General features: G+C 55.5%; 16 protein-coding genes, 1 tRNA gene and 1 pseudogene. 8 read left to right on the top strand and 10 right to left on the bottom strand.

Going from position 1 to position 18,454, the window contains the following annotated elements:
* Positions 1-12 precede the first annotated feature (12 nt).
* Both ABLV04_RS12715 and ABLV04_RS12710 read left to right on the top strand, forming a co-directional pair.
* A complete protein-coding gene (locus tag ABLV04_RS12715; RefSeq protein WP_048335365.1) occupies positions 13-1,836 on the top strand; it encodes a diol dehydratase reactivase subunit alpha in 1,824 nt (607 codons plus the stop codon).
* A 53-nt stretch (positions 1,837-1,889) separates the two neighbouring features.
* Entirely contained in the window at positions 1,890-2,693 is an 804-nt protein-coding gene (locus tag ABLV04_RS12710) for an MIP/aquaporin family protein (protein ID WP_044524799.1), read from the top strand.
* 68 nt (positions 2,694-2,761) lie between these two features.
* On the opposite strand, the gene hdeB is transcribed toward ABLV04_RS12710, so the two are convergent.
* Both hdeB and ABLV04_RS12700 read right to left on the bottom strand, forming a co-directional pair.
* Positions 2,762-3,067: an acid-activated periplasmic chaperone HdeB gene (gene hdeB / locus ABLV04_RS12705; protein ID WP_165457458.1), complete on the bottom strand. Its 306-nt coding sequence runs from the start codon at positions 3,065-3,067 to the stop codon at positions 2,762-2,764.
* A gap of 26 nt (positions 3,068-3,093) precedes the next feature.
* Positions 3,094-3,669, bottom strand: coding sequence for an HdeD family acid-resistance protein (locus tag ABLV04_RS12700; RefSeq protein WP_180266143.1), 576 nt, complete (start codon positions 3,667-3,669; stop codon positions 3,094-3,096).
* 240 nt (positions 3,670-3,909) lie between these two features.
* Here ABLV04_RS12700 and ABLV04_RS12695 point away from each other — a divergent pair, with 240 nt between their 5' ends.
* Positions 3,910-4,572 (top strand): YfdX family protein, encoded by a 663-nt coding sequence (locus tag ABLV04_RS12695; RefSeq protein WP_072096602.1) that lies wholly within the window; start codon positions 3,910-3,912, stop codon positions 4,570-4,572.
* A 90-nt stretch (positions 4,573-4,662) separates the two neighbouring features.
* On the opposite strand, the gene ABLV04_RS12690 is transcribed toward ABLV04_RS12695, so the two are convergent.
* Entirely contained in the window at positions 4,663-7,905 is a 3,243-nt protein-coding gene (locus ABLV04_RS12690; RefSeq protein ID WP_180266142.1) for a transporter substrate-binding domain-containing protein, read from the bottom strand.
* Between the two features lie 4 nt (positions 7,906-7,909).
* Positions 7,910-8,524 (bottom strand): acid-sensing system DNA-binding response regulator EvgA, encoded by a 615-nt coding sequence (gene evgA, locus ABLV04_RS12685; RefSeq protein WP_023291050.1) that lies wholly within the window; start codon positions 8,522-8,524, stop codon positions 7,910-7,912.
* Between the two features lie 302 nt (positions 8,525-8,826).
* On the opposite strand from evgA, the gene ABLV04_RS12680 reads away from it, so the two are divergent.
* Positions 8,827-9,192, top strand: a complete 366-nt coding sequence (locus ABLV04_RS12680) for an HdeA/HdeB family chaperone (protein ID WP_180266141.1) — start codon at positions 8,827-8,829, stop codon at positions 9,190-9,192.
* 71 nt (positions 9,193-9,263) lie between these two features.
* Here ABLV04_RS12680 and ABLV04_RS12675 read toward each other — a convergent pair.
* Together ABLV04_RS12675 and ABLV04_RS12670 are read right to left on the bottom strand one after the other, a co-directional pair.
* Positions 9,264-9,341 (bottom strand): annotated as a pseudogene (locus ABLV04_RS12675) (hypothetical protein); the annotation flags it as partial.
* Positions 9,342-9,371: 30 nt separating this feature from the next.
* Positions 9,372-10,217 carry an MBL fold metallo-hydrolase gene (locus tag ABLV04_RS12670; protein WP_117136366.1) on the bottom strand — a complete coding sequence of 282 codons (846 nt, stop codon included), beginning with the start codon at positions 10,215-10,217 and terminating at the stop codon, positions 9,372-9,374.
* A gap of 750 nt (positions 10,218-10,967) precedes the next feature.
* Here ABLV04_RS12670 and ABLV04_RS12665 point away from each other — a divergent pair.
* From ABLV04_RS12665 to ABLV04_RS12655, 3 genes are read left to right on the top strand one after another with little or no spacing between them, the layout of a single operon-like run.
* Positions 10,968-11,888: a TauD/TfdA family dioxygenase gene (locus tag ABLV04_RS12665; protein ID WP_050533727.1), complete on the top strand. Its 921-nt coding sequence runs from the start codon at positions 10,968-10,970 to the stop codon at positions 11,886-11,888.
* Positions 11,889-11,899: 11 nt separating this feature from the next.
* The gene (locus tag ABLV04_RS12660; RefSeq protein ID WP_223825684.1) at positions 11,900-12,712 is read left to right on the top strand and encodes a TSUP family transporter; all 813 of its coding nucleotides are present in this window, start codon (positions 11,900-11,902) and stop codon (positions 12,710-12,712) included.
* Position 12,713: 1 nt separating this feature from the next.
* A complete protein-coding gene (locus ABLV04_RS12655; RefSeq protein ID WP_064155335.1) occupies positions 12,714-13,286 on the top strand; it encodes a GNAT family N-acetyltransferase in 573 nt (190 codons plus the stop codon).
* A 160-nt stretch (positions 13,287-13,446) separates the two neighbouring features.
* Here the strand turns inward: ABLV04_RS12655 and ABLV04_RS12650 are convergent.
* Positions 13,447-13,522 (bottom strand) — tRNA-Ile (locus ABLV04_RS12650).
* 124 nt (positions 13,523-13,646) lie between these two features.
* On the opposite strand from ABLV04_RS12650, the gene mug reads away from it, so the two are divergent.
* Positions 13,647-14,153: a G/U mismatch-specific DNA glycosylase gene (gene mug, locus ABLV04_RS12645; protein ID WP_002917636.1), complete on the top strand. Its 507-nt coding sequence runs from the start codon at positions 13,647-13,649 to the stop codon at positions 14,151-14,153.
* 86 nt (positions 14,154-14,239) lie between these two features.
* On the opposite strand, the gene rpoD is transcribed toward mug, so the two are convergent.
* The 3 genes from rpoD to rpsU all read right to left on the bottom strand — a co-directional run bounded on the left by rpoD (position 14,240) and on the right by rpsU (position 18,373).
* Positions 14,240-16,081, bottom strand: a complete 1,842-nt coding sequence (rpoD, locus tag ABLV04_RS12640; protein ID WP_004174339.1) for an RNA polymerase sigma factor RpoD — start codon at positions 16,079-16,081, stop codon at positions 14,240-14,242.
* Positions 16,082-16,300: 219 nt separating this feature from the next.
* Positions 16,301-18,046 carry a DNA primase gene (gene dnaG, locus ABLV04_RS12635; protein WP_017899733.1) on the bottom strand — a complete coding sequence of 582 codons (1,746 nt, stop codon included), beginning with the start codon at positions 18,044-18,046 and terminating at the stop codon, positions 16,301-16,303.
* 111 nt (positions 18,047-18,157) lie between these two features.
* A complete protein-coding gene (rpsU, locus tag ABLV04_RS12630; RefSeq protein ID WP_001144069.1) occupies positions 18,158-18,373 on the bottom strand; it encodes a 30S ribosomal protein S21 in 216 nt (71 codons plus the stop codon).
* Between the last annotated feature and the right edge of the window lie 81 nt (positions 18,374-18,454).

Here is an 18,454-nt window from a genome sequence, read left to right as displayed (position 1 = left end):
GCGGAGGTCAGTATGCCGTTAATAGCCGGGATTGATATCGGCAACGCCACCACCGAGGTGGCGCTGGCGTCCGACGACCCGCAGGCGAGGACGTTTGTTGCCAGCGGGATCGTCGCGACGACGGGCATGAAAGGGACGCGGGACAATATCGCCGGGACCCTCGCCGCGCTGGAGCAGGCTCTGGCGAAAACGCCATGGTCAATGCGCGATGTGTCTCGCATCTATCTTAACGAAGCCGCGCCGGTCATTGGCGATGTGGCGATGGAGACCATCACCGAGACCATTATCACCGAGTCAACCATGATCGGTCATAACCCGCAGACCCCGGGCGGGGTGGGCGTCGGCGTGGGGACGACCATCGCCCTCGGCCGGCTGGCGACGCTGCCGGCGGCGCAGTATGCCGAGGGGTGGATCGCGCTGATTGACGACGCTGTCGATTTCCTTGACGCCGTGTGGTGGCTCAATGAGGCGATCGACCGCGGGATCAACGTGGTGGCGGCGATCCTCAAAAAGGACGACGGCGTGCTGGTGAACAACCGCCTGCGCAAAACCCTGCCGGTGGTGGATGAAGTGACGCTCCTGGAGCACGTGCCCGAGGGGGTGATGGCGGCGGTGGAGGTAGCCGCGCCGGGGCAGGTGGTGCGGATCCTGTCGAATCCCTACGGCATCGCCACCTTCTTTGGGCTGAGCCCGGAGGAGACCCAGGCCATCGTCCCCATCGCCCGCGCGCTGATTGGCAACCGCTCAGCGGTGGTGCTCAAGACCCCCCAGGGCGACGTGCAGTCGCGGGTGATCCCGGCGGGCAAGATCTACATCAGCGGCGAAAAGCGCCGTGGAGAAGCCGATGTCGCCGAGGGCGCGGAGGCGATCATGCAGGCGATAAGCGCCTGCGCTCCGTTACGCGACATCCGCGGCGAACCGGGCACCCACGCCGGCGGCATGCTCGAGCGGGTGCGCAAGGTGATGGCGTCCCTGACCGGCCATGAGATGAGCGCGATTTACATCCAGGATCTGCTGGCGGTGGATACATTTGTTCCGCGCAAGGTGCAGGGCGGGATGGCTGGGGAGTGCGCCATGGAGAATGCCGTCGGGATAGCGGCGATGGTGAAATCGGATCGTCTGCAGATGCAGGTTATCGCCCGTGAGCTGAGCGCCCGACTCCAGACTGAGGTGGTCGTGGGCGGCGTGGAAGCCAACATGGCCATCGCCGGGGCGTTAACCACGCCGGGCTGTGCGGCGCCGCTGGCGATCCTCGACCTCGGCGCCGGTTCGACGGATGCGGCGATCGTCAGCGCGGAGGGGCAGATCGCCGCGGTGCATCTCGCCGGGGCGGGAAATATGGTCAGCCTGCTGATTAAAACCGAGCTGGGTCTCGAGGATCTTTCGCAGGCGGAAGCGATAAAAAAATACCCGCTGGCCAAAGTGGAAAGCCTGTTCAGTATCCGCCACGAGAATGGCGCAGTGGAGTTCTTCCGGGAAGCCCTCAGCCCGGCGGTGTTCGCCAAAGTGGTGTACATCAAGGAGGGCGAACTGGTGCCGATCGATAACGCCAGCCCGCTGGAAAAAATTCGTCTTGTGCGCCGCCAGGCGAAGGAGAAAGTGTTTGTTACCAACTGCCTGCGCGCGCTGCGCCAGGTCTCCCCCGGCGGTTCCATTCGCGATATCGCCTTTGTGGTGCTGGTGGGCGGCTCATCGCTGGATTTTGAGATCCCGCAGCTGATCACCGACGCCCTGTCGCACTACGGCGTGGTCGCCGGGCAGGGCAACATTCGGGGAACAGAAGGGCCGCGCAATGCGGTCGCCACCGGGCTGGTGCTGGCCGGTCATGCCGATTAAGCCGGCGCTCGCGCCAGCCTCTCTCTATAACGTGCTATTTCAGGATGCCAATGATGAACCAGACTTCTAGCTTAACCGGGCAGTGCGTGGCCGAGTTTCTTGGCACCGGACTGCTCATTTTCTTCGGCGCGGGCTGTGTCGCTGCGCTGCGGGTCGCCGGAGCCAGCTTTGGCCAGTGGGAAATCAGTATTATCTGGGGCCTCGGCGTCGCCATGGCCATCTATCTGACGGCTGGCGTCTCCGGCGCGCACCTTAATCCGGCCGTCACTATTGCCCTGTGGCTGTTCGCCTGTTTTGAACGCCGTAAAGTACTGCCGTTTATTGTCGCCCAGACGGCCGGGGCATTCTGCGCCGCCGCCCTGGTGTACGGGCTCTATCGTCAGCTGTTTCTCGATCTTGAACAGAGCCAGCATATCGTTCGCGGTACCGTCGCCAGCCTTAACCTGGCCGGGGTCTTTTCCACCTACCCGCATCCGCATATCACCTTTTGGCAGGCGTTTGCCGTAGAGACCACCATCACGGCGATCCTGATGGCGATGATCATGGCTCTGACCGACGACGGCAATGGCATCCCGCGCGGGCCGCTGGCGCCGTTGCTGATTGGCTTGCTGATCGCCGTGATCGGCGCGTCGATGGGGCCGCTAACCGGCTTTGCGCTGAATCCGGCGCGTGATTTTGGCCCTAAACTGTTTACCAGTCTGGCCGGCTGGGGCGCGATGGCCTTTACCGGCGGGCAGTCGATACCCTACTTTTGGGTGCCGCTGCTGGCGCCGGTGGTGGGGGCGATTATGGGAGCGTTTTTATACCGCAAGCTTATCGGCCACCATCTGCCGTGCGAATGCGCTAGCGATGAGTGAGACGGGGCCCGCCGCATCACGGCGGGCAACGAGGTTAACTTCCCCCGGCGAGTCGCCGGGGATCAGGGTTACTTCTTGATGATCGCATTGAGCTCGCCGAGTTTGGCGGCGGGGTTCTTGTGGCACTGCTGCAACATTTTCGGCACCGAGACGGTCTCGACTTCATGCCAGTCGACGTAGTCCCCGCCGCTGAAGTCGGTGTTGCGGTTCACCACCCAGAAGGCCACCGGGGTCATGCTTTTTGGGTTCATATCCATAAACTCCTGACAGGTCATATTCTGCGGTGTGGTTTCCAGAACCGCGAACGCCGGGCTGGTCATCAGACAGAATGTGGTGGCCGCTACGGTCAGTACGAGTGCTTTAGGCAAATTCATTTTCTTCTCCAGTGACAAAATAGGGCTTAAGCCTGGGCGTGCTTCATTTTATTGCGCAGGACCAGCAAGCCGATGGCGCTAAATATCATTTCAACGCCGATAAAGGCGGTAATAAATATCCAGCTTTGCTGCGGATTCATGGCCAGCCACAGGCAGGCGATAAGTAAATCCAACAGGCCGATAAAAATATTCCAGCCGGCGCCGCTTTGTTTTCGGGTTTGACATCCGTTGACGATGCGGGAAATACCGCCGAGAACAAATAAAAAGCCGAATAAGAGGGCCAGGCTGCACATGCCGTTAAGAGGATTAACGACAAAGCTCAGGCCGAGCACGATCCAGGCGATGGCGAAGATCAGCGCCACCAGGCGTGATTTCCAGTGCTGCTGGCGGAAGACGATCAGGCTGTACAGTGAGTAGAAGCCGCAGATCATCAACAACATGCCGGTCACCGTGGCGAGATACCAGCCGGCGACCAGCGGCCAGGCCAGGCAACAGGCCCCGCAGATAAACAGCAGCGCGGCCATCAAGCCGGCATGCCGTTTATATCGAATCAAGACGCGTGGGTTAAACGCATTTAAGGTGTAATGGCTAAACATAAACATAATTGCTCCGCAGATCCCGGTTGCCGGCCTGACGCTGAATAAAATGCGTCATGCTTTATTCAGCGGGCCAAAAGAAAGGTCTGAGGAAAATAGTAGGCTGCGCTATCGGCAGGCGTAAATAAGAGCGCTGAAGTGACTTTATACGCCTTGTCTGACAGCTGTCAGACAAGGCCCGCAATATTCCTTCCGGGCTCTGATTCTCAATGCCCACGATATTTTTTAAGCTGGCTGCGTTTGGTGATGCTTACCGATTTTAATCAGGAGTTAACGATGAAAAAAGTCATTCTGGCGAGCCTGCTGGCAACCATGATGGGTACCTCTCCGGTGTGGGCAGCAGATAGCGCGACGGCAGCGCCAGCCGCGGCAGCCACAGCGCAGGTGCAGAAAGAAGCCGCCGATGTGCTGCAGGTGGCAGTGCAGGGCGCGAACGCGATGCGCGATGTCCAGTTCGCCCGTCTGGCGCTGTTCCATGGCCAGCCGGATAGCGCAAAAAAACTGACTGACGACGCCGCCGCGCTGCTGGCCGCCGATGACGCCAGCTGGGCGAAGTTTGTGAAAACCGATGCTAAAGCCAAAATGATCGCCGATCGCTATGTGGTCATTAACGCCTCTATCGCTCTGTCTGAAGACTATGTAGCCACGCCGGAAAAAGAGAGTGCCATTAAATCCGCTAACGAAAAACTGGCGAAAGGCGATCAGAAAGGGGCTATCGATACCCTCCGTCTGGCCGGTATTGGCGTAATTGAGAACCAGTATCTGATGCCGCTCAACCAGACCCGTAAGGCGGTGGCGCAGGCGCAAGACCTGCTGAAAGCTGGAAAATATTACGAAGCGAATCTGGTGCTGAAAGGCGCTGAAGAGGGCATCGTGGTGGACAGCGAGATGCTGGTGGCAGGCAACTGATACCTGTTCCACCCTGAGAGAGCGCAGAGGAAGAAACTGACAAGGATGTCCCCTTAACGGTCGGGCAGGCGGACTGCCCGACCGGAACGGCTAGCGGCCGATCAGGGCGTCGATTTCGTCGTCGATCTCGCGTATGACGCCGGTGATGCGCTGTACCACCTCCAGACAGCTTGCCGGCGTTAGCGAGTCAGGCCGCTTCGCCTCAAAAGGGGCGCACAGCGCTTGCAGCGCAGTAATCCCCAGAATTTGCGCTGAACCGTGCAGACGGTGCAGCGCTCGCAGAAAGATCTGCGGCTCATGCCGGGCGATTGCCTGTCCGGCAGCCTGTAAATCCGCGGCCGACGCATCGCGGAACGTCTCCAGCATCTCAGTCATCAGCGCCTGGTCTCCCCCGGTATTTTCGGTCAGCACGCTGAGCCGCAGGTGTCGGGCGACGTTTGGCGATGCGTGGCCCACCGCTAAACGGCTCAGCTCGTGGCTCAGCGTCTGTACCGACACCGGCTTAAACAGACACATATTCATGCCGCTGGCCAGACAGGCCTCCCGCGACTGCGGCAGCGCGCTGGCGGTCACCCCCCAAATCATCAGGTCCGGGTAGCGCCGACGTAGCGACGCCGCCAGCGTCAGGCCATCTTTCTTCGGCATATTGAGGTCCGTGATCAGCAGATCGTAATGTTTGCCAGCGAGCTTATTCTCCGCCTCTTCACCGTCGCAGGCTTCATCGACGCTATAGCCGATAGTGCTGAGCTGGCGCTTGAGCAGCAGCCGGTTGGTGGGATGGTCGTCGGCTATCAATATCGACAGCCCGGGCAAGGCCTGCTGCCTGGCCGGCAACGCCTTCGGCGCGCGAACGGCGCAGCGACTCACCTTGACTGGCAGGATGATGGTGAAGGTGGTCCCCACGCCAGGATGGCTAACCATCTCCAGTCGGCCCTGCATGAGTGCGACCAGCTCCTGGCAAATGACCAGACCCAGGCCGGAACCGGTCTGTTTGCGCCCCTGGCGCGCCTGGGCATAACGGTGAAAGAGAGTGGTCTGCTCTTCTTCTCCGATCCCGCAGCCGCTGTCGCTAATGATGAGGGTCAGCTCCCCCTGCGTCTCATCCGCTTGCGTCAGCCGGCAGTCGACCTGAATCGCGCCCTCGGTGGTAAACTTCAGCGCATTGCCGATGAGATTATTGAGGATTTGCCGCAGCGCCTGCGGGTCGATCCACAGCATGGTCCCCTCCTGTAGCGCGTTATGGTCGTGGAGCGCGATCCCCTTTTGCTGCGCCAGCGCGCCGAAGGTGTGACACTGCTGCGACACGACCTGTGCGACCTCGCTCCACTGCGGGGTGATCTGGTATTTTCCCGACTCAATCTTGTCGATATCGAGAATATTACCGATCAGCCCCAGCAGGGTTTGCGCCGTCGACCCCGCCAGCTCGATCGCCTCTTTACGCTGACCGACGTTCAGCTCCGGTTTCGCCAGCAGTTCCAGAAAGCCGACGATGGCGCTCACCGGCGTGCGCAGCTCGTGGCTCATGCTGGCCAGAAAGCGACTCTTGGCTTTTGTCGCCTGAATCGCTTTGTCTTTTTCCCGCTCCAGGGCGCAGGAGAGGGCCTCCTTCTGCGCCAGCTCCTCCTCCAGTCGCTGCTGAGAGTCTTTACGTTTGCGCACTTCCCGGCACAGGGAGAGTCCCCAGCCGAGGCTGATGGCGATCAGCACCAGCGCGAAGGCGATCAGCTGGTAAAACTGGCGGCTGTACTGGCTCCAGTTCTCTATTTGCTGGCTGGAAATTTTCGACCACTTCTCGGTCATCTGCAGAATATCCCGCGGCGGAATGGCCTGCAGCGCTTTGCTGAGGATGGCGGCCAGCACCGGCTCATCGCGCGGGATCGCCAGCCGAATGGCGGCGACCGGGAGTCCGTCGATGCGGGCGTAGTGCAGACCCTGTGGATAATAGTGGTCGATCATATAGCGGGCGGAAAGCTCCGACGCTACCGCGGCATCCACCTCGCCTTCCTCCACCATCTTCATCGCGACGCCAACGTTATCCGTCTCCACCCAGTCAACCTGTGGAAAGCGCGCTTTCAGGTCGTGGGCGGCGATTGGCCCCACTGGCAGGGCGATCCGCGCCGGGCGGGCCAGCAGATGTGGGTCGGGGGCGCTGCCGCGGGCGACCAGCACAAAAGCCACGTTAATCAGCGGGTCGCTGAGGGTGACGTAGGCCTGCGGCTGTGGTGTCAGGGTCGCGGCGGGCATGATCGCCCAGTCCTCTTTTTCCATCCGCTTTGCCAGATCCTGACGGTTGCGCACCAGGATGGGGTCAAACTGCAGCCCGGTCTGTAGCGAGAAAATATTCAGCATATCGGCCATAATGCCGCGCAGCTCGTCCTCGTCATCCACCAGAGTAAAAGGCGGAAAGTAGGGGTTGACCAGCAGGCGGACGCGACGATGCTTCTGTAGCCAGCGCTGCTCTTCGGCGCTAAAGGATAGCGGCGTATTGAGAAATGACAGATCGCCGCGGTTGAGCCAGTTTTGCATGATCCGCATCGCGGTATCGCTGTCGATAGCGTGGATAAAACGGTCAAGGAGCTGGTGCAGCGCCGGTCGATCCTCGCGGGTGACAAAGCGGTTGTGCTGCTCCTGCTGACGAAAATAGTGTGCGATGACCAGCGATTGCGAGAAATATTTCGAGATGCAGTGGCCGGTGGTGATGTTATTGCCGATGAAATACTGATTCTCGCCGCTGACCACCGAGGCGAGAGCCTGATAGTCGCTATCGTAAAGGGTGATTTTGGCGTTGGGAAACGCCTGCTGAATGATATCGAAAAAGGCGCAATCGCGGGTGCAGGCCAGCGTGACGCGGCGGTCGGTGGTCAGCGGCGGCAGGGGGGATTTTAGCGAGGTGACCAGCGTCGGCCAGGTTTTGATCAGCGGTGCGGTGTGCGTCAGTCCCGGGACGAGCGCATCCCGGTGCGCCACCTGAGTGAGCAGGGTATCCACCTGGCGGTCGGCCAGGGCGGCCAGCGCCTGCTGCTCGGTGTCATATTGGCGGATAACCACCTTCAACCCGAGGCTGTGCGCCATTAGCGCCAGATAGTCGGCGTTAATTCCCTGATAGCTCTCCTCGTCGCTGTCGTAGACGATAGGCGTCATCTCAGGCAGCCAGGTGCCGACGGTCAGCGTCGGCCGGGCGGCCAGCCAGACCTTTTCCGTATCGTTAAGCGGAATGTCGATTGCCGCAATGTGGGCATGGCTTTTCAGCTCCAGTTGCTTCATGGCAAACGCGGCGGGGGAGTGGCTTAGCGCCAGTCCGACAATCAGGGATAAAATAAGACGAACGACCATGGCATCACCCTATTTTATTGCGTTGCGCAAAGTCATAAAGCTCAAGCAGGGAGCTGCAGCCTAATTTATCCATCAGACGGACCTTATAGGTGCTGACCGTCTTATTGCTGATATTCATTTTGCTGCCGATGGTGGTGTAGTCGACGCCGCTGAGGATATAGCGGAAGACTTTCATCTCCTGCGTTGACAGCGTATCCAGCCGGTCCTGATCGGTGATGCCGTGGGTGCAGAAGCGCTCCAGTGAAAAGGGGAAATAGCTGTAGCCATTATTGGCCGCCTCGATCGCGGCGAGGATATTATTCATTCCCTCTTTTTTACTCACAAAACCATTGGCCCCGCAGTCGGCGCTGCGTTTGCCGTAGAACCGTTCATTTTTGGCGGAAATGACGATAATTTTTCCCTGGTAGCGGCGTTTGCGCAGCTGCTCAAGAACGTCGATGCCGCTGAGCTCCGGAATATCGACGTCAACGATCAGCAGGTCAGGCTGCATCGTTTCGGCGGCCTGCACCGCATGAGCGCCGCTGTCGAGCTCTGCCGCGACGGTAATACCGTTGGTATCGAGTAGGTTGCGAATGGCGATACGTGCCAATGGATGATCGTCAATGATTATCGCATTCATGGGGGCGTAAATCCTGATATGAAAAAGAAGGGCGATGTCTGGTGCAGGTGCGGCGGGGGTTATTTTTATCGATGCCGTAATAAGGCGCAATTGTAACACAAATCGTTTTCGCCCGGGGAAGATATTCTGGGCGAACCCTTCGCTGAATATATTTGCATATCTGGATGACAGCTGTAGGAACAGGCGTTCGCTTACTTCAGCGCTGTCTGGTATTAAAAAAAATGCAAACGATTAATCTGCTCTTTTTAAGGTGAGTTGCCGGGAATATCGTCCGGTGACAACTGGCAGGTAAAATAATAACAATGGCAAAAGTGAAGCTCTCCCTTTGGAAAAAATGGGTTTGGAAACGTCTAATGGCAGGAATAATACTCGTGGCAATGAGTAGCGCCGCGGTGGGAAAGGACGCCTCGCCCGCTGAGGCGCGGACGCGCGATATGATGCGCTGTCAGGATTATCTGCAGCTGGATCCGCGCACCTGGACGCCGATGGTGATCTGGCTGATGAACGATCCTTTTTCCCTGCAGCCGCCGGAGTGGACCGACTTCCATGAAGCCGAGCTGGTGCTGACGCCGATCCTCACCGAAATCTGCCGTCAGGAGCCAGATGCCTGGCTGACTTCGCTGCGTGAACGGCTCAATTCCTACCAGCAGGTGCGGTCGCTAAATTAAGCGACCGCGATAAAGCGGCAGAAAAAGTGACTAAATGTGCAGTTAGCAGCCCATTCCTGCGCCGGGGATCGGCAGCGGTCCGCTTTTTGCGACAGGGCGTCGCAGGCCTTGCTCGCTGGCGTCGGGTTGGCGCCGGCGCAAATGGCATCCAGAGGCGCTGTCATCTGCGCGCTTCACATTTAGTTCCCGGCGGCAGAAAAATTCAGCGTTAATCCAACGCCGACCTCGTTAATTTTGATAAAACGCGCCAGGCTAACCTTCGCCGCAAGATCGGTACAATGGCATGGATAGACGGAGCCCGGGGACAATGCTTTGAGGTAATCCCCTGTCTGTGTGAGGCGATCTTCATCAGCATTTTGCAAATGGAACCCGCCAATGACCGAAACAATGTGATGTTCTCCGGTAACCTGTTTCGCATATTCAATAATGTTAGCTATTCCCGCGTGAGAACAGCCTGTGACTACCACCAGTCCATCTTCTGTCTTTATTGCCAGCGCAGAATCATCCATAACGTAATCATCAGTCATTTCGCCTGTCTCATCCACCGTTTGGCCTACCGGTGTCAGCATCTCGAATTTATTGTCCCTTGGTATTTGACCAAGGAAGATGATGTTTTCAGTGAGTGGATAAGGTTTTTGGCTGCAAACTTTGTTGAAGAAGAGATCATTTTTATCGAATCTGTAGTTTATCCCTATAGATTTTTCATCAAAATACTTTGGGCTTAATGCATCTGGATGGCAGATTAAGTTTATCTTCTTCTCGGGAGTGAAGTTGAGTCGATCATAATATTGGGTTAAATGATTGAGTCCCCAGGTATGATCGTTATGGCCATGGGATAACACGATACTATCGATACTGGTCAAATCTATTTTCAACGTTTGCGCATTTTGCAGGAAAACATCTGAATATCCCGTATCGAAAAGGATTTTTTGACTATCATACTCAATCAGATAAGACACACCAGGTTCACCGATAAGGTACCTGTCAATTAATGTATTATTATCAACCAGAACCGTTAATTGCATCAATAAATCCTCGATGTGGCGCCAACAATATAAAAAACGACATCTTTCTATTCTGGACTGGTGTTATGCCACACTCATTGCGGATAAGCAATTCACCAACATTTGTCATGCATGCCAGGGTTGACCAGATGTCGCCGGGAAAAAGGATGAGCTTAACTAAAAAATTTGCATAGTGCCGTTTCTCGCTTGCGTTAGCCATTTATGCAATCGCGGCCATGCTCATCGCAAGGGAGACAGTAGTTATGCAATCGCTGTTTTTTATCCCTGACAACACAACCGGTCTATGGGGATACCGATATCGCGCCACGCCCTGATGGTCGACCAATCGAACGCTACCGTAAAGTCGGGCCGTTCGACATGAACGATCCTGAGGGCAGCAGGGATAGGAATGCGCAGTTGCCCGCATCGCTGACCTGACTTGAGAAACGTCGTATCCAGTAGCATTGCTAATATTGATATATCTTATTTCTATTTGTTATTAATGAATCATTGACAGTATTTAGCTGAACTGATTCAGCTAATGGCTCACAGGATAATATTTTGTAAAAATTATGTGATTAAAATTTAAAGGTTTGTAGTCAGCGCTAAAGATAGAAAGATCGTCTGGATTTTATCCGCTACCTTGAAGGGATTAATAAATCTGCGTTATAAATTAACCGCACTATTTAGAATGAAATGGAAATATCTGAATGAACAATTCAGAGAAATAGTGAAATAAATCTTATTATACTGGTAGCTTCAGGACAGGGTATGTTTATGAAGAATGGAATTATTCTATCAATCGCCGACCGCATCAAAGATGCGCTTCCCATACCAACAGACGAATTCAGGAAAAGGCTTGAAGAGGACTGTTATGTAATATGGAAATTGCCACACTTTGATGCACAAGAAATCACTCAAACCCCCGTCGTTCCCTCTTATGCTGATTATGTCGAGTCAAAAAATGCAGCGTTACATGGCGCTTATCTTTCTGCACATTTTCAGGCCGGCCTATGGCCCGTCGTCTATCAGGGCGAAAATAACGGACATCTTATAAGGCATGTCTGCCCGATGCTCCAGGCAGAAGAGAAAATAAGTTCTCAGGGGGCTAAGTATGACTTTTACCCGCATGTCGATAATCCCGATCTGTACATTACCGGCGAGACGCCGTCTAACCGACTTGGCGGCTGTCCTGACACTCTGAGTTTGTTGTGTCTCAGGAAAGAGGAAGGCGTTCACACCAGTCTGTTAAAACTGGATCAGATTCTGAAGAGGCTTTCTGATAAGGATATCGCTATTCTTGCCAGCCCCGCCTTCAGGATTAAACGGCCAGCCAGCTTTACAGAGGGATCCAGTATTGAGAAGGTGCCGATTATTGTGAGCGACAACGGTGTCTGGTATTCACGATTTGACTGGCACAATACTCAAGGTATGACTCTCGAAGCCGAAGCCGCGCTGGAAAAAATGCGATTTATCACCCTGGAACATGACCTGTGGTTCAATGTTCCGCTGGAGCCAGGGTATGCAGTGACTTTTTTAAACCAAAGAACAATGCATACCAGAAATGCTTTTGAACCTCGTTTTGATGGCACGGACAGGTGGTTATTGCGGGTTTTTGCTATGAAACACAGACCAACTGATACGCAGCTTGTCGATTCTTCACTTTGTCTCCACCACCTGCGCACACTATAACGGAACAAAAAATGTCAGATTTAGTTAATCACTCAATGTTCATTGAGGGAAGCGTTATTGCTCATTACCTTGTTCTCGGGGTGATCCTACTGGTTATTGCATCATTTATCGCGGGCTATATTGATGCGATTGCGGGCGGTGCTGGACTCGTGTTAATTCCAGCCTTTATCCTGACAGGGCTACCACCTCAGCTTGCGCTGGGACAGGAAAAACTGGTCAGTACTATAGGCACCATCGCTGCCATTAAGAACTTTGTTAAAAATAAGTCTGTTATCTGGCGCGTTATCCCTGCGGGATTAATTTCTGCCCTGGCGGGAGCCTATGTGGGCGCGAAGGTGATATTACTTTTGCCTGTGGAGACCTTATCGATCGTCATTGTGGTGCTATTACCCGTTGGTTTACTCGCAGCAACGATTAAGGGAAAAATTAAAGAGTCCGCAGACGACTCTGCCAGGACTAACTTTCTGGCAATCTTTGTAGTGTGTTTTATCGTGGGTTTTTATGATGGTTTTTTTGGCCCTGGGACCGGTAGCCTTTTCATCATTGCCTTAACGGTTATTAATAAGTTTGGACTGCTGCAGGCATCCGCGACCAGCAAAATCTTTAATTTTGCATCCAATATAGGGGCGTTTGTTGCCTTTGCGATTGCCGGTAAGATGGCTTATTTAATCGGCATTCCGATGATTATTGCCAGCCTGGCTGGTAATCACATTGGCAGTCTGCATGCCATTAAAACCAATGGTGAAATTATCCGTAAAGTTCTCTTTGTCACCGTGGGTGCGATGATGGTGACGCTTTCAGTAAAATATTTTACAGGAGTATGAAATGGCAATGGGCAATGAAAATATCGTCGTGCGGCTGGCGCAAGACTCTGACATTCCAGAGGTGAAACAACTGCTGGAGCGCTATCACGCAAAAAATCTTGCGGGAGAGCAACGGGCGAATGGATTTGTCACCACCGATATGACGGAGCAGCAGTTAAATGAACTGCGTTCAGCCGAAAGTGGTGTGGTGATTGCGGTTGATAGTACATGCGACAAGGTCATTGGCCTGTTGCTTGGTGGATCGTGGGAATTTCTCAGCCCCTGGCCCATGTTTAAATACATGGCAAGTATTCTCAATGAATATCACTACCAGGGAAAAAATCTGGATGCGGTTAGCTCATACCAGTATGGCCCCATCTGTGTCGCAGAAGAGTATCGTGGCCAGGGCGTAGGCGAGATGCTGCTTGAGTATCAACGCAAGGTGTTTGCACCGCGTTATCCCGTCATCGTTACCTTTGTCAATGTGCTGAACCCGCGCTCGTATGCATTTCATACCCGCAACCAGTTTGAGGACGTCGGTTTCTTTCACTTCAATGGCAATAAGTACCACATGATGGCGTTACCGACCTCCTGAGAGGTGGGCTGATACATTGCGGCAGACCCGGCGGGCGTCTTCGGCGCCTGCCGGCATAAGCGAAGGTCCGGGTTTGGCCGGTGGCTGACCGGATTCTGCTCTTTTCAGGGGCGTCTGGAAAAGGAAAAGGGCCTACGTTTTCACGTAAGCCCTTGATATCTGGTGGCCCCTGTTGGGTTTGAACCAACGACCAAGCGATTATGAGTCGCCTGCTCTAACCACTGAGCTAAGGGGCCGTAGCGAGGGATTATAAAGTAACTGACGGTTGCAATCCAGCGTAAAGCGCGCAGCTGCTGTTTTTATAAACAATGCATTTTCAATCCTTTATAATCATGTTTTAGCCATACAGCCGGAGAAAACATGATTAGCGATATCCTTGCGCCGGGCCTGCGCGTTGTCTTTTGCGGTATCAACCCGGGGAAGTCCTCCGCCCATACCGGCTTTCATTTTGCCCATCCTGGCAATCGCTTCTGGAAGGTCATCCATCAGGCCGGGTTTACCGACCGACAGCTCAGGCCGGAAGAGGAGCTGCAGCTGCTGGATACGCGCTGCGGCATCACCATGCTGGTTGAGCGTCCGACGGTGCAGGCCAGCGAGGTCGCCCTGCAGGAGCTGCGCAGCGGCGGCCGTGAGCTGGTGAGGAAGATTGAGGAGTATCAGCCGCAGGCGCTGGCGGTGCTCGGCAAGCAGGCCTTCGAGCTGGCCTTTAACCAGCGCGGCGCGAAGTGGGGGAAACAGGCCATGACCATCGGCACGACCCAGGTGTGGGTGCTGCCCAATCCCAGCGGCTTAAACCGGGCGACGCTCGATAAGCTGGTGGCGGCCTATCGTGAACTGGATGATGCCCTGGCGACCCGCGGCCAGTAGCGGAGAGGGGCGACTTTCCCCGAGCGACCAGCGAAACGCCATAAAAAAAGCTCCCCGCAGGGAGCTTTTTAACCGGCTGGCGACGATTAATCGTCGAGGAAGCTACGCAGCACTTCAGAACGGCTCGGGTGGCGCAGTTTACGCAGCGCCTTCGCTTCGATCTGACGGATACGTTCGCGAGTAACGTCGAACTGTTTACCCACTTCTTCCAGCGTGTGGTCGGTATTCATGTCGATACCGAAACGCATACGCAGGACTTTCGCTTCACGAGCGGTAAGGCCGGCCAGCACGTCGTGCGTTGCCGCGCGCAGGCTCTCGGTGGTCGCGGAATCCAGCGGCAGCTCGAGGGTGGTATCCTCGATGAAATCCCCCAGATGCGAATCTTCATCGTCGCCGATCGGCGTTTCCATGGAGATAGGCTCTTTGGCGATCTTCAGCACTTTACGGATCTTGTCTTCCGGCATCAGCATGCGCTCAGCCAGCTCTTCCGGGGTCGGTTCACGGCCCATCTCCTGCAGCATCTGGCGGGAGATACGGTTGAGCTTGTTGATGGTCTCAATCATATGCACCGGAATACGGATGGTGCGCGCCTGATCCGCGATGGAGCGGGTAATGGCCTGACGGATCCACCAGGTGGCGTAGGTCGAGAACTTATAGCCGCGACGGTATTCGAACTTATCAACCGCTTTCATCAGACCGATGTTGCCTTCCTGAATCAGGTCGAGGAACTGCAGACCGCGGTTGGTGTATTTCTTGGCGATCGAGATAACCAGACGCAGGTTCGCTTCCACCATCTCTTTCTTCGCCCGGCGGGCTTTCGCTTCACCGATGGACATGCGACGGTTGATATCCTTCACCTGCTCGATGGTCAGGCCGGTCTCTTCTTCGATCTGCTGCAGCTTCTGCAGGCCGCGCTGCACGTCTTCTTTCACTTCCAGCAGCTTCTCGGACCACGGCTTGTTCATCGCCACCGCGGCGTTGAACCAGGTTTCGCTGGTTTCGTTGCCGGTGAACAGGGTGATGAAGTTTTTCTTCGGCATTTTGCACTGCTCAACGCACAGCTTCATGATGATACGTTCCTGAGTACGAACGCGATCCATCATGCTGCGCATGCTGTTGACCAGGTAATCGAACTGCTTCGGCACCAGGCGGAACTGCTTGAAGACTTCAGACAGCTTCAGGATCTCTTCCTGGGCGGCGGCATGGCTACGACCTTTGGCTTTGATGGTGTCGCGCGTCAGCTCGTACTGGGTACGCAGCTCGGCGAACTTCTCACGGGCCAGCTCAGGGTCGATGCTGTTGTCGTCATCGCTGTTGTCGTCGGCGTCTTCATCTTCGTCTTCGTCTTCGTCGTCATCCATCTCTTCCTGAGACAGCTCGGAGCCAACGTGGGTGGCGGTCGGCGCCATATCTTCTTCGGCGTTCGGATCGACGAAACCGGTGATCAGATCGGACAGACGGGCTTCTTCCGCTTCAACGCGGTCGTACTGCTCAAGCAGGTAGGTGATCGCTTCCGGATATTCGGCAACGGAGCACTGCACCTGGTTGATGCCGTCTTCGATGCGTTTGGCGATGTCGATTTCGCCTTCACGGGTCAGCAGCTCTACGGTACCCATTTCACGCATGTACATGCGCACCGGGTCGGTCGTGCGCCCGATTTCGGATTCCACGCTGGAGAGCACCTGCGCGGCGGCTTCGGCAGCATCTTCATCCGCGGTGTTTTCGGCAAGCATCAGATCATCGGCATCCGGTGCTTCTTCCATCACCTGAATGCCCATGTCGTTGATCATTTGGATGATGTCTTCGATCTGATCGGAATCGACGATATCTTCCGGCAGATGGTCATTGACCTCGGCATAGGTCAGATAGCCTTGCTCCTTACCACGTTGGACAAGAAGCTTCAGCTGTGACTGCGGGTTTTGCTCCATAAGACGGTATCCACACTTAATTCGTTTGATTGGTGTCGGCAGGCGGGCTGTCGACATTTAAAGCGAGGGCGTACTTATATTATTGCCGCTGCGCCTCTGCGCGGCTGTCGGGGGCTTCCCGATCGATACTCGGCACTTAAGCCGTTAAATACGGTGTCCTTCACGTTGCTCTGCGTTCTGCTGCTGCATCAATGCAACGTGAATGACTGAGTCTGTCATTTATTTCTTCGCCAGCTCCTGGCTGATGGTCCAGAGCTCCCGGCGTTCCTCACTGCTTAAACCGTGTGTGCGATCGCGAGCTATCAACTCTTCCTGTCGCAGTTCCAGCAGTGAATCAAACATATGGTTGAGCGAGTCGGTGAAGGTTTGTTCAGCGATATCTTTATCTGCTATATCGTCCCACATCGACAGTTTTTCAAGGGTTGCGGCCTCTTTTGTGCCGCGATATTGCTCTAAAAGTTGCCCGGTTGTCAGACCAGGCTGCGCCAGACAGCTTTTCACCAGCTCGCCGAACAGGCTCAGCCCCGGCATTTTGCGCGAGTCCAGCCCTTCCAGCGGTGGGACTAACGGCGCCAGATCCGGGTTTTGCACCAGCAGTCCTATCAGTATACGCATGGTCGTGCGTTTTAGCTGTGGTGCGGGGCGCGGCGCGCCATTTTCCGCCTGTTTTGGCATTAAACGTTCAAGCTGGGCGTCATCTAAAATGCCCAGCTTGTTGCCCAGCTCCTGACGCAAATAGATGCGCAGGGTTTCGCCCGGCACCTGGGTTATCAGCGGCAGCGCCAGCGTGCTCAGCTGCGCGCGCCCGTCCGGCGTGCTGAGGTCGACCTGCGGCAGCAGACTGTTAAACAAGAACGTGGAGAGCGGCTGAGCCTGCTCCATCCGCGCCTCGAACGCCGCTTTGCCCTCTTTACGCACCAGCGTATCCGGGTCTTCGCCGTCAGGCAGAAACATAAAGCGCAGCTGGCGACCATCGGTCATGTACGGCAGCGCCGTCTCCAGCGCGCGCCAGGCGGCATCGCGGCCGGCCCGGTCGCCGTCGTAGCAGCAGATGACGTTATTGGTCACCCGGAACAGCAGCTGGATATGGTCGGCCGTGGTCGAGGTACCCAGCGAGGCGACAGCATAGTTGATGTCGTACTGCGCCAGCGCCACGACGTCCATATAGCCTTCGACAACCAGCAACCGCGGTGGTTCGGGGTTGTCCTGCTGCGCTTCATACAGGCCATACAGCTGACGGCCTTTATGGAATATGTCGGTTTCCGGGGAGTTGAGATACTTCGGCAGGGCATCGCCCAGCACCCGTCCGCCAAACCCAATCACCCGGCCTCGCTTATCGCGGATGGGAAACATTACCCGTTCGCGGAAGCGATCGTAACTGCGTCCCTGATCGTTAGTGACCAGCATGCCGGCATCAATAAGCGACTGGCGGTTTTCCTGATTGCCGCCAAAACGTTTTAAAACGTTATCCCAACCTGGGGGAGCATAGCCGATGGCAAAGCGCGTAATCACCTCGCTGCTTAACCCCCGTTTTGCCAGGTACTGGCGCGCAGGGTCGGCGGCGGGTTGCATCAGAGACTGTTGATAAAACGTATTCAGACCATCCAGTAACTGGTAGAGGTTCTGCCGTTGATGGCGCTCTATCTGGCTGGGTCCGTTGCCTGCTTCATAAGGCACTTCGAGGTTGTGCATGGCGGCCAGCTCTTCGACCGTTTCCACGAACTCGAGCTTGTCGTAGTTCATCAGGAAATCGATAGCATTGCCGTGCGCCCCGCAGCCGAAGCAGTGGTAAAACTGTTTTTCACCGTTGACGGTGAAAGAGGGGGTTTTTTCGTTATGGAACGGACAGCACGCGTGAAAATTTTTGCCCTGCTTTTTCAGCTTTACCCGCGCATCGATCAGATCGACGATGTCGGTTCTGGCAAGCAGATCGCTAATAAATACACGTGGAATTCGTCCAGCCATAAGCCCCGTTATTTCTGATGACTATAAACGAAAATAAGCCGCGCATTCCTTTCGGAAGCACGGCCTTACAACTACAACTCGGTCTGAATTGAGAGCGTCGCTCTCAACAGATTAGTACAGACGAGTACGGCGTGCGTTTTCGCGAGCCAGTTTCTTCGCGTGACGTTTCACTGCAGAAGCTTTAGCGCGCTTACGTTCGGTAGTCGGTTTTTCATAGAACTCACGACGACGAACTTCCGCCAGAACACCTGCTTTTTCGCAGGAACGCTTGAAGCGACGCAGAGCTACGTCGAACGGCTCGTTTTCACGTACTTTAATTACCGGCATGTGCCTCTCACCTTTGATTAATTCGGTTTGCCGCTGGCCGCAATGCCAGCTTATTTCAAAATGGTGCGGAATTTTACTGCA

Origin of the sequence: Klebsiella sp. JN_Kp127, from assembly GCF_040062505.1 — a bacterium.
GTDB classification, from domain to species: domain Bacteria; phylum Pseudomonadota; class Gammaproteobacteria; order Enterobacterales; family Enterobacteriaceae; genus Klebsiella; species Klebsiella quasipneumoniae.
The sequence above is the reverse complement of the archived record's forward strand: the minus strand, read 5'-3'. Positions and strand labels throughout refer to the sequence as shown.

Excerpts from the sequence above, each read along its gene's own strand:
- hdeB (WP_165457458.1), bottom strand. The coding sequence starts at position 3,067 with ATGAATTTGCCTAAAGCACTCGTACTGACCGTAGCGGCCACCACATTC.
- dnaG (WP_017899733.1), bottom strand. The coding sequence starts at position 18,046 with ATGGCTGGACGAATTCCACGTGTATTTATTAGCGATCTGCTTGCCAGA.
- ABLV04_RS12665 (WP_050533727.1), top strand. The coding sequence starts at position 10,968 with ATGTTTATGAAGAATGGAATTATTCTATCAATCGCCGACCGCATCAAA.
- ABLV04_RS12655 (WP_064155335.1), top strand. The coding sequence starts at position 12,714 with ATGGCAATGGGCAATGAAAATATCGTCGTGCGGCTGGCGCAAGACTCT.
- mug (WP_002917636.1), top strand. The coding sequence starts at position 13,647 with ATGATTAGCGATATCCTTGCGCCGGGCCTGCGCGTTGTCTTTTGCGGT.
- ABLV04_RS12680 (WP_180266141.1), top strand. The coding sequence starts at position 8,827 with ATGGCAAAAGTGAAGCTCTCCCTTTGGAAAAAATGGGTTTGGAAACGT.
- ABLV04_RS12700 (WP_180266143.1), bottom strand. The coding sequence starts at position 3,669 with ATGTTTATGTTTAGCCATTACACCTTAAATGCGTTTAACCCACGCGTC.
- ABLV04_RS12695 (WP_072096602.1), top strand. The coding sequence starts at position 3,910 with ATGCTTACCGATTTTAATCAGGAGTTAACGATGAAAAAAGTCATTCTG.
- evgA (WP_023291050.1), bottom strand. The coding sequence starts at position 8,524 with ATGAATGCGATAATCATTGACGATCATCCATTGGCACGTATCGCCATT.
- rpsU (WP_001144069.1), bottom strand. The coding sequence starts at position 18,373 with ATGCCGGTAATTAAAGTACGTGAAAACGAGCCGTTCGACGTAGCTCTG.
- ABLV04_RS12690 (WP_180266142.1), bottom strand. The coding sequence starts at position 7,905 with ATGGTCGTTCGTCTTATTTTATCCCTGATTGTCGGACTGGCGCTAAGC.
- rpoD (WP_004174339.1), bottom strand. The coding sequence starts at position 16,081 with ATGGAGCAAAACCCGCAGTCACAGCTGAAGCTTCTTGTCCAACGTGGT.
- ABLV04_RS12710 (WP_044524799.1), top strand. The coding sequence starts at position 1,890 with ATGAACCAGACTTCTAGCTTAACCGGGCAGTGCGTGGCCGAGTTTCTT.
- ABLV04_RS12670 (WP_117136366.1), bottom strand. The coding sequence starts at position 10,217 with ATGCAATTAACGGTTCTGGTTGATAATAATACATTAATTGACAGGTAC.
- ABLV04_RS12660 (WP_223825684.1), top strand. The coding sequence starts at position 11,900 with ATGTCAGATTTAGTTAATCACTCAATGTTCATTGAGGGAAGCGTTATT.
- ABLV04_RS12715 (WP_048335365.1), top strand. The coding sequence starts at position 13 with ATGCCGTTAATAGCCGGGATTGATATCGGCAACGCCACCACCGAGGTG.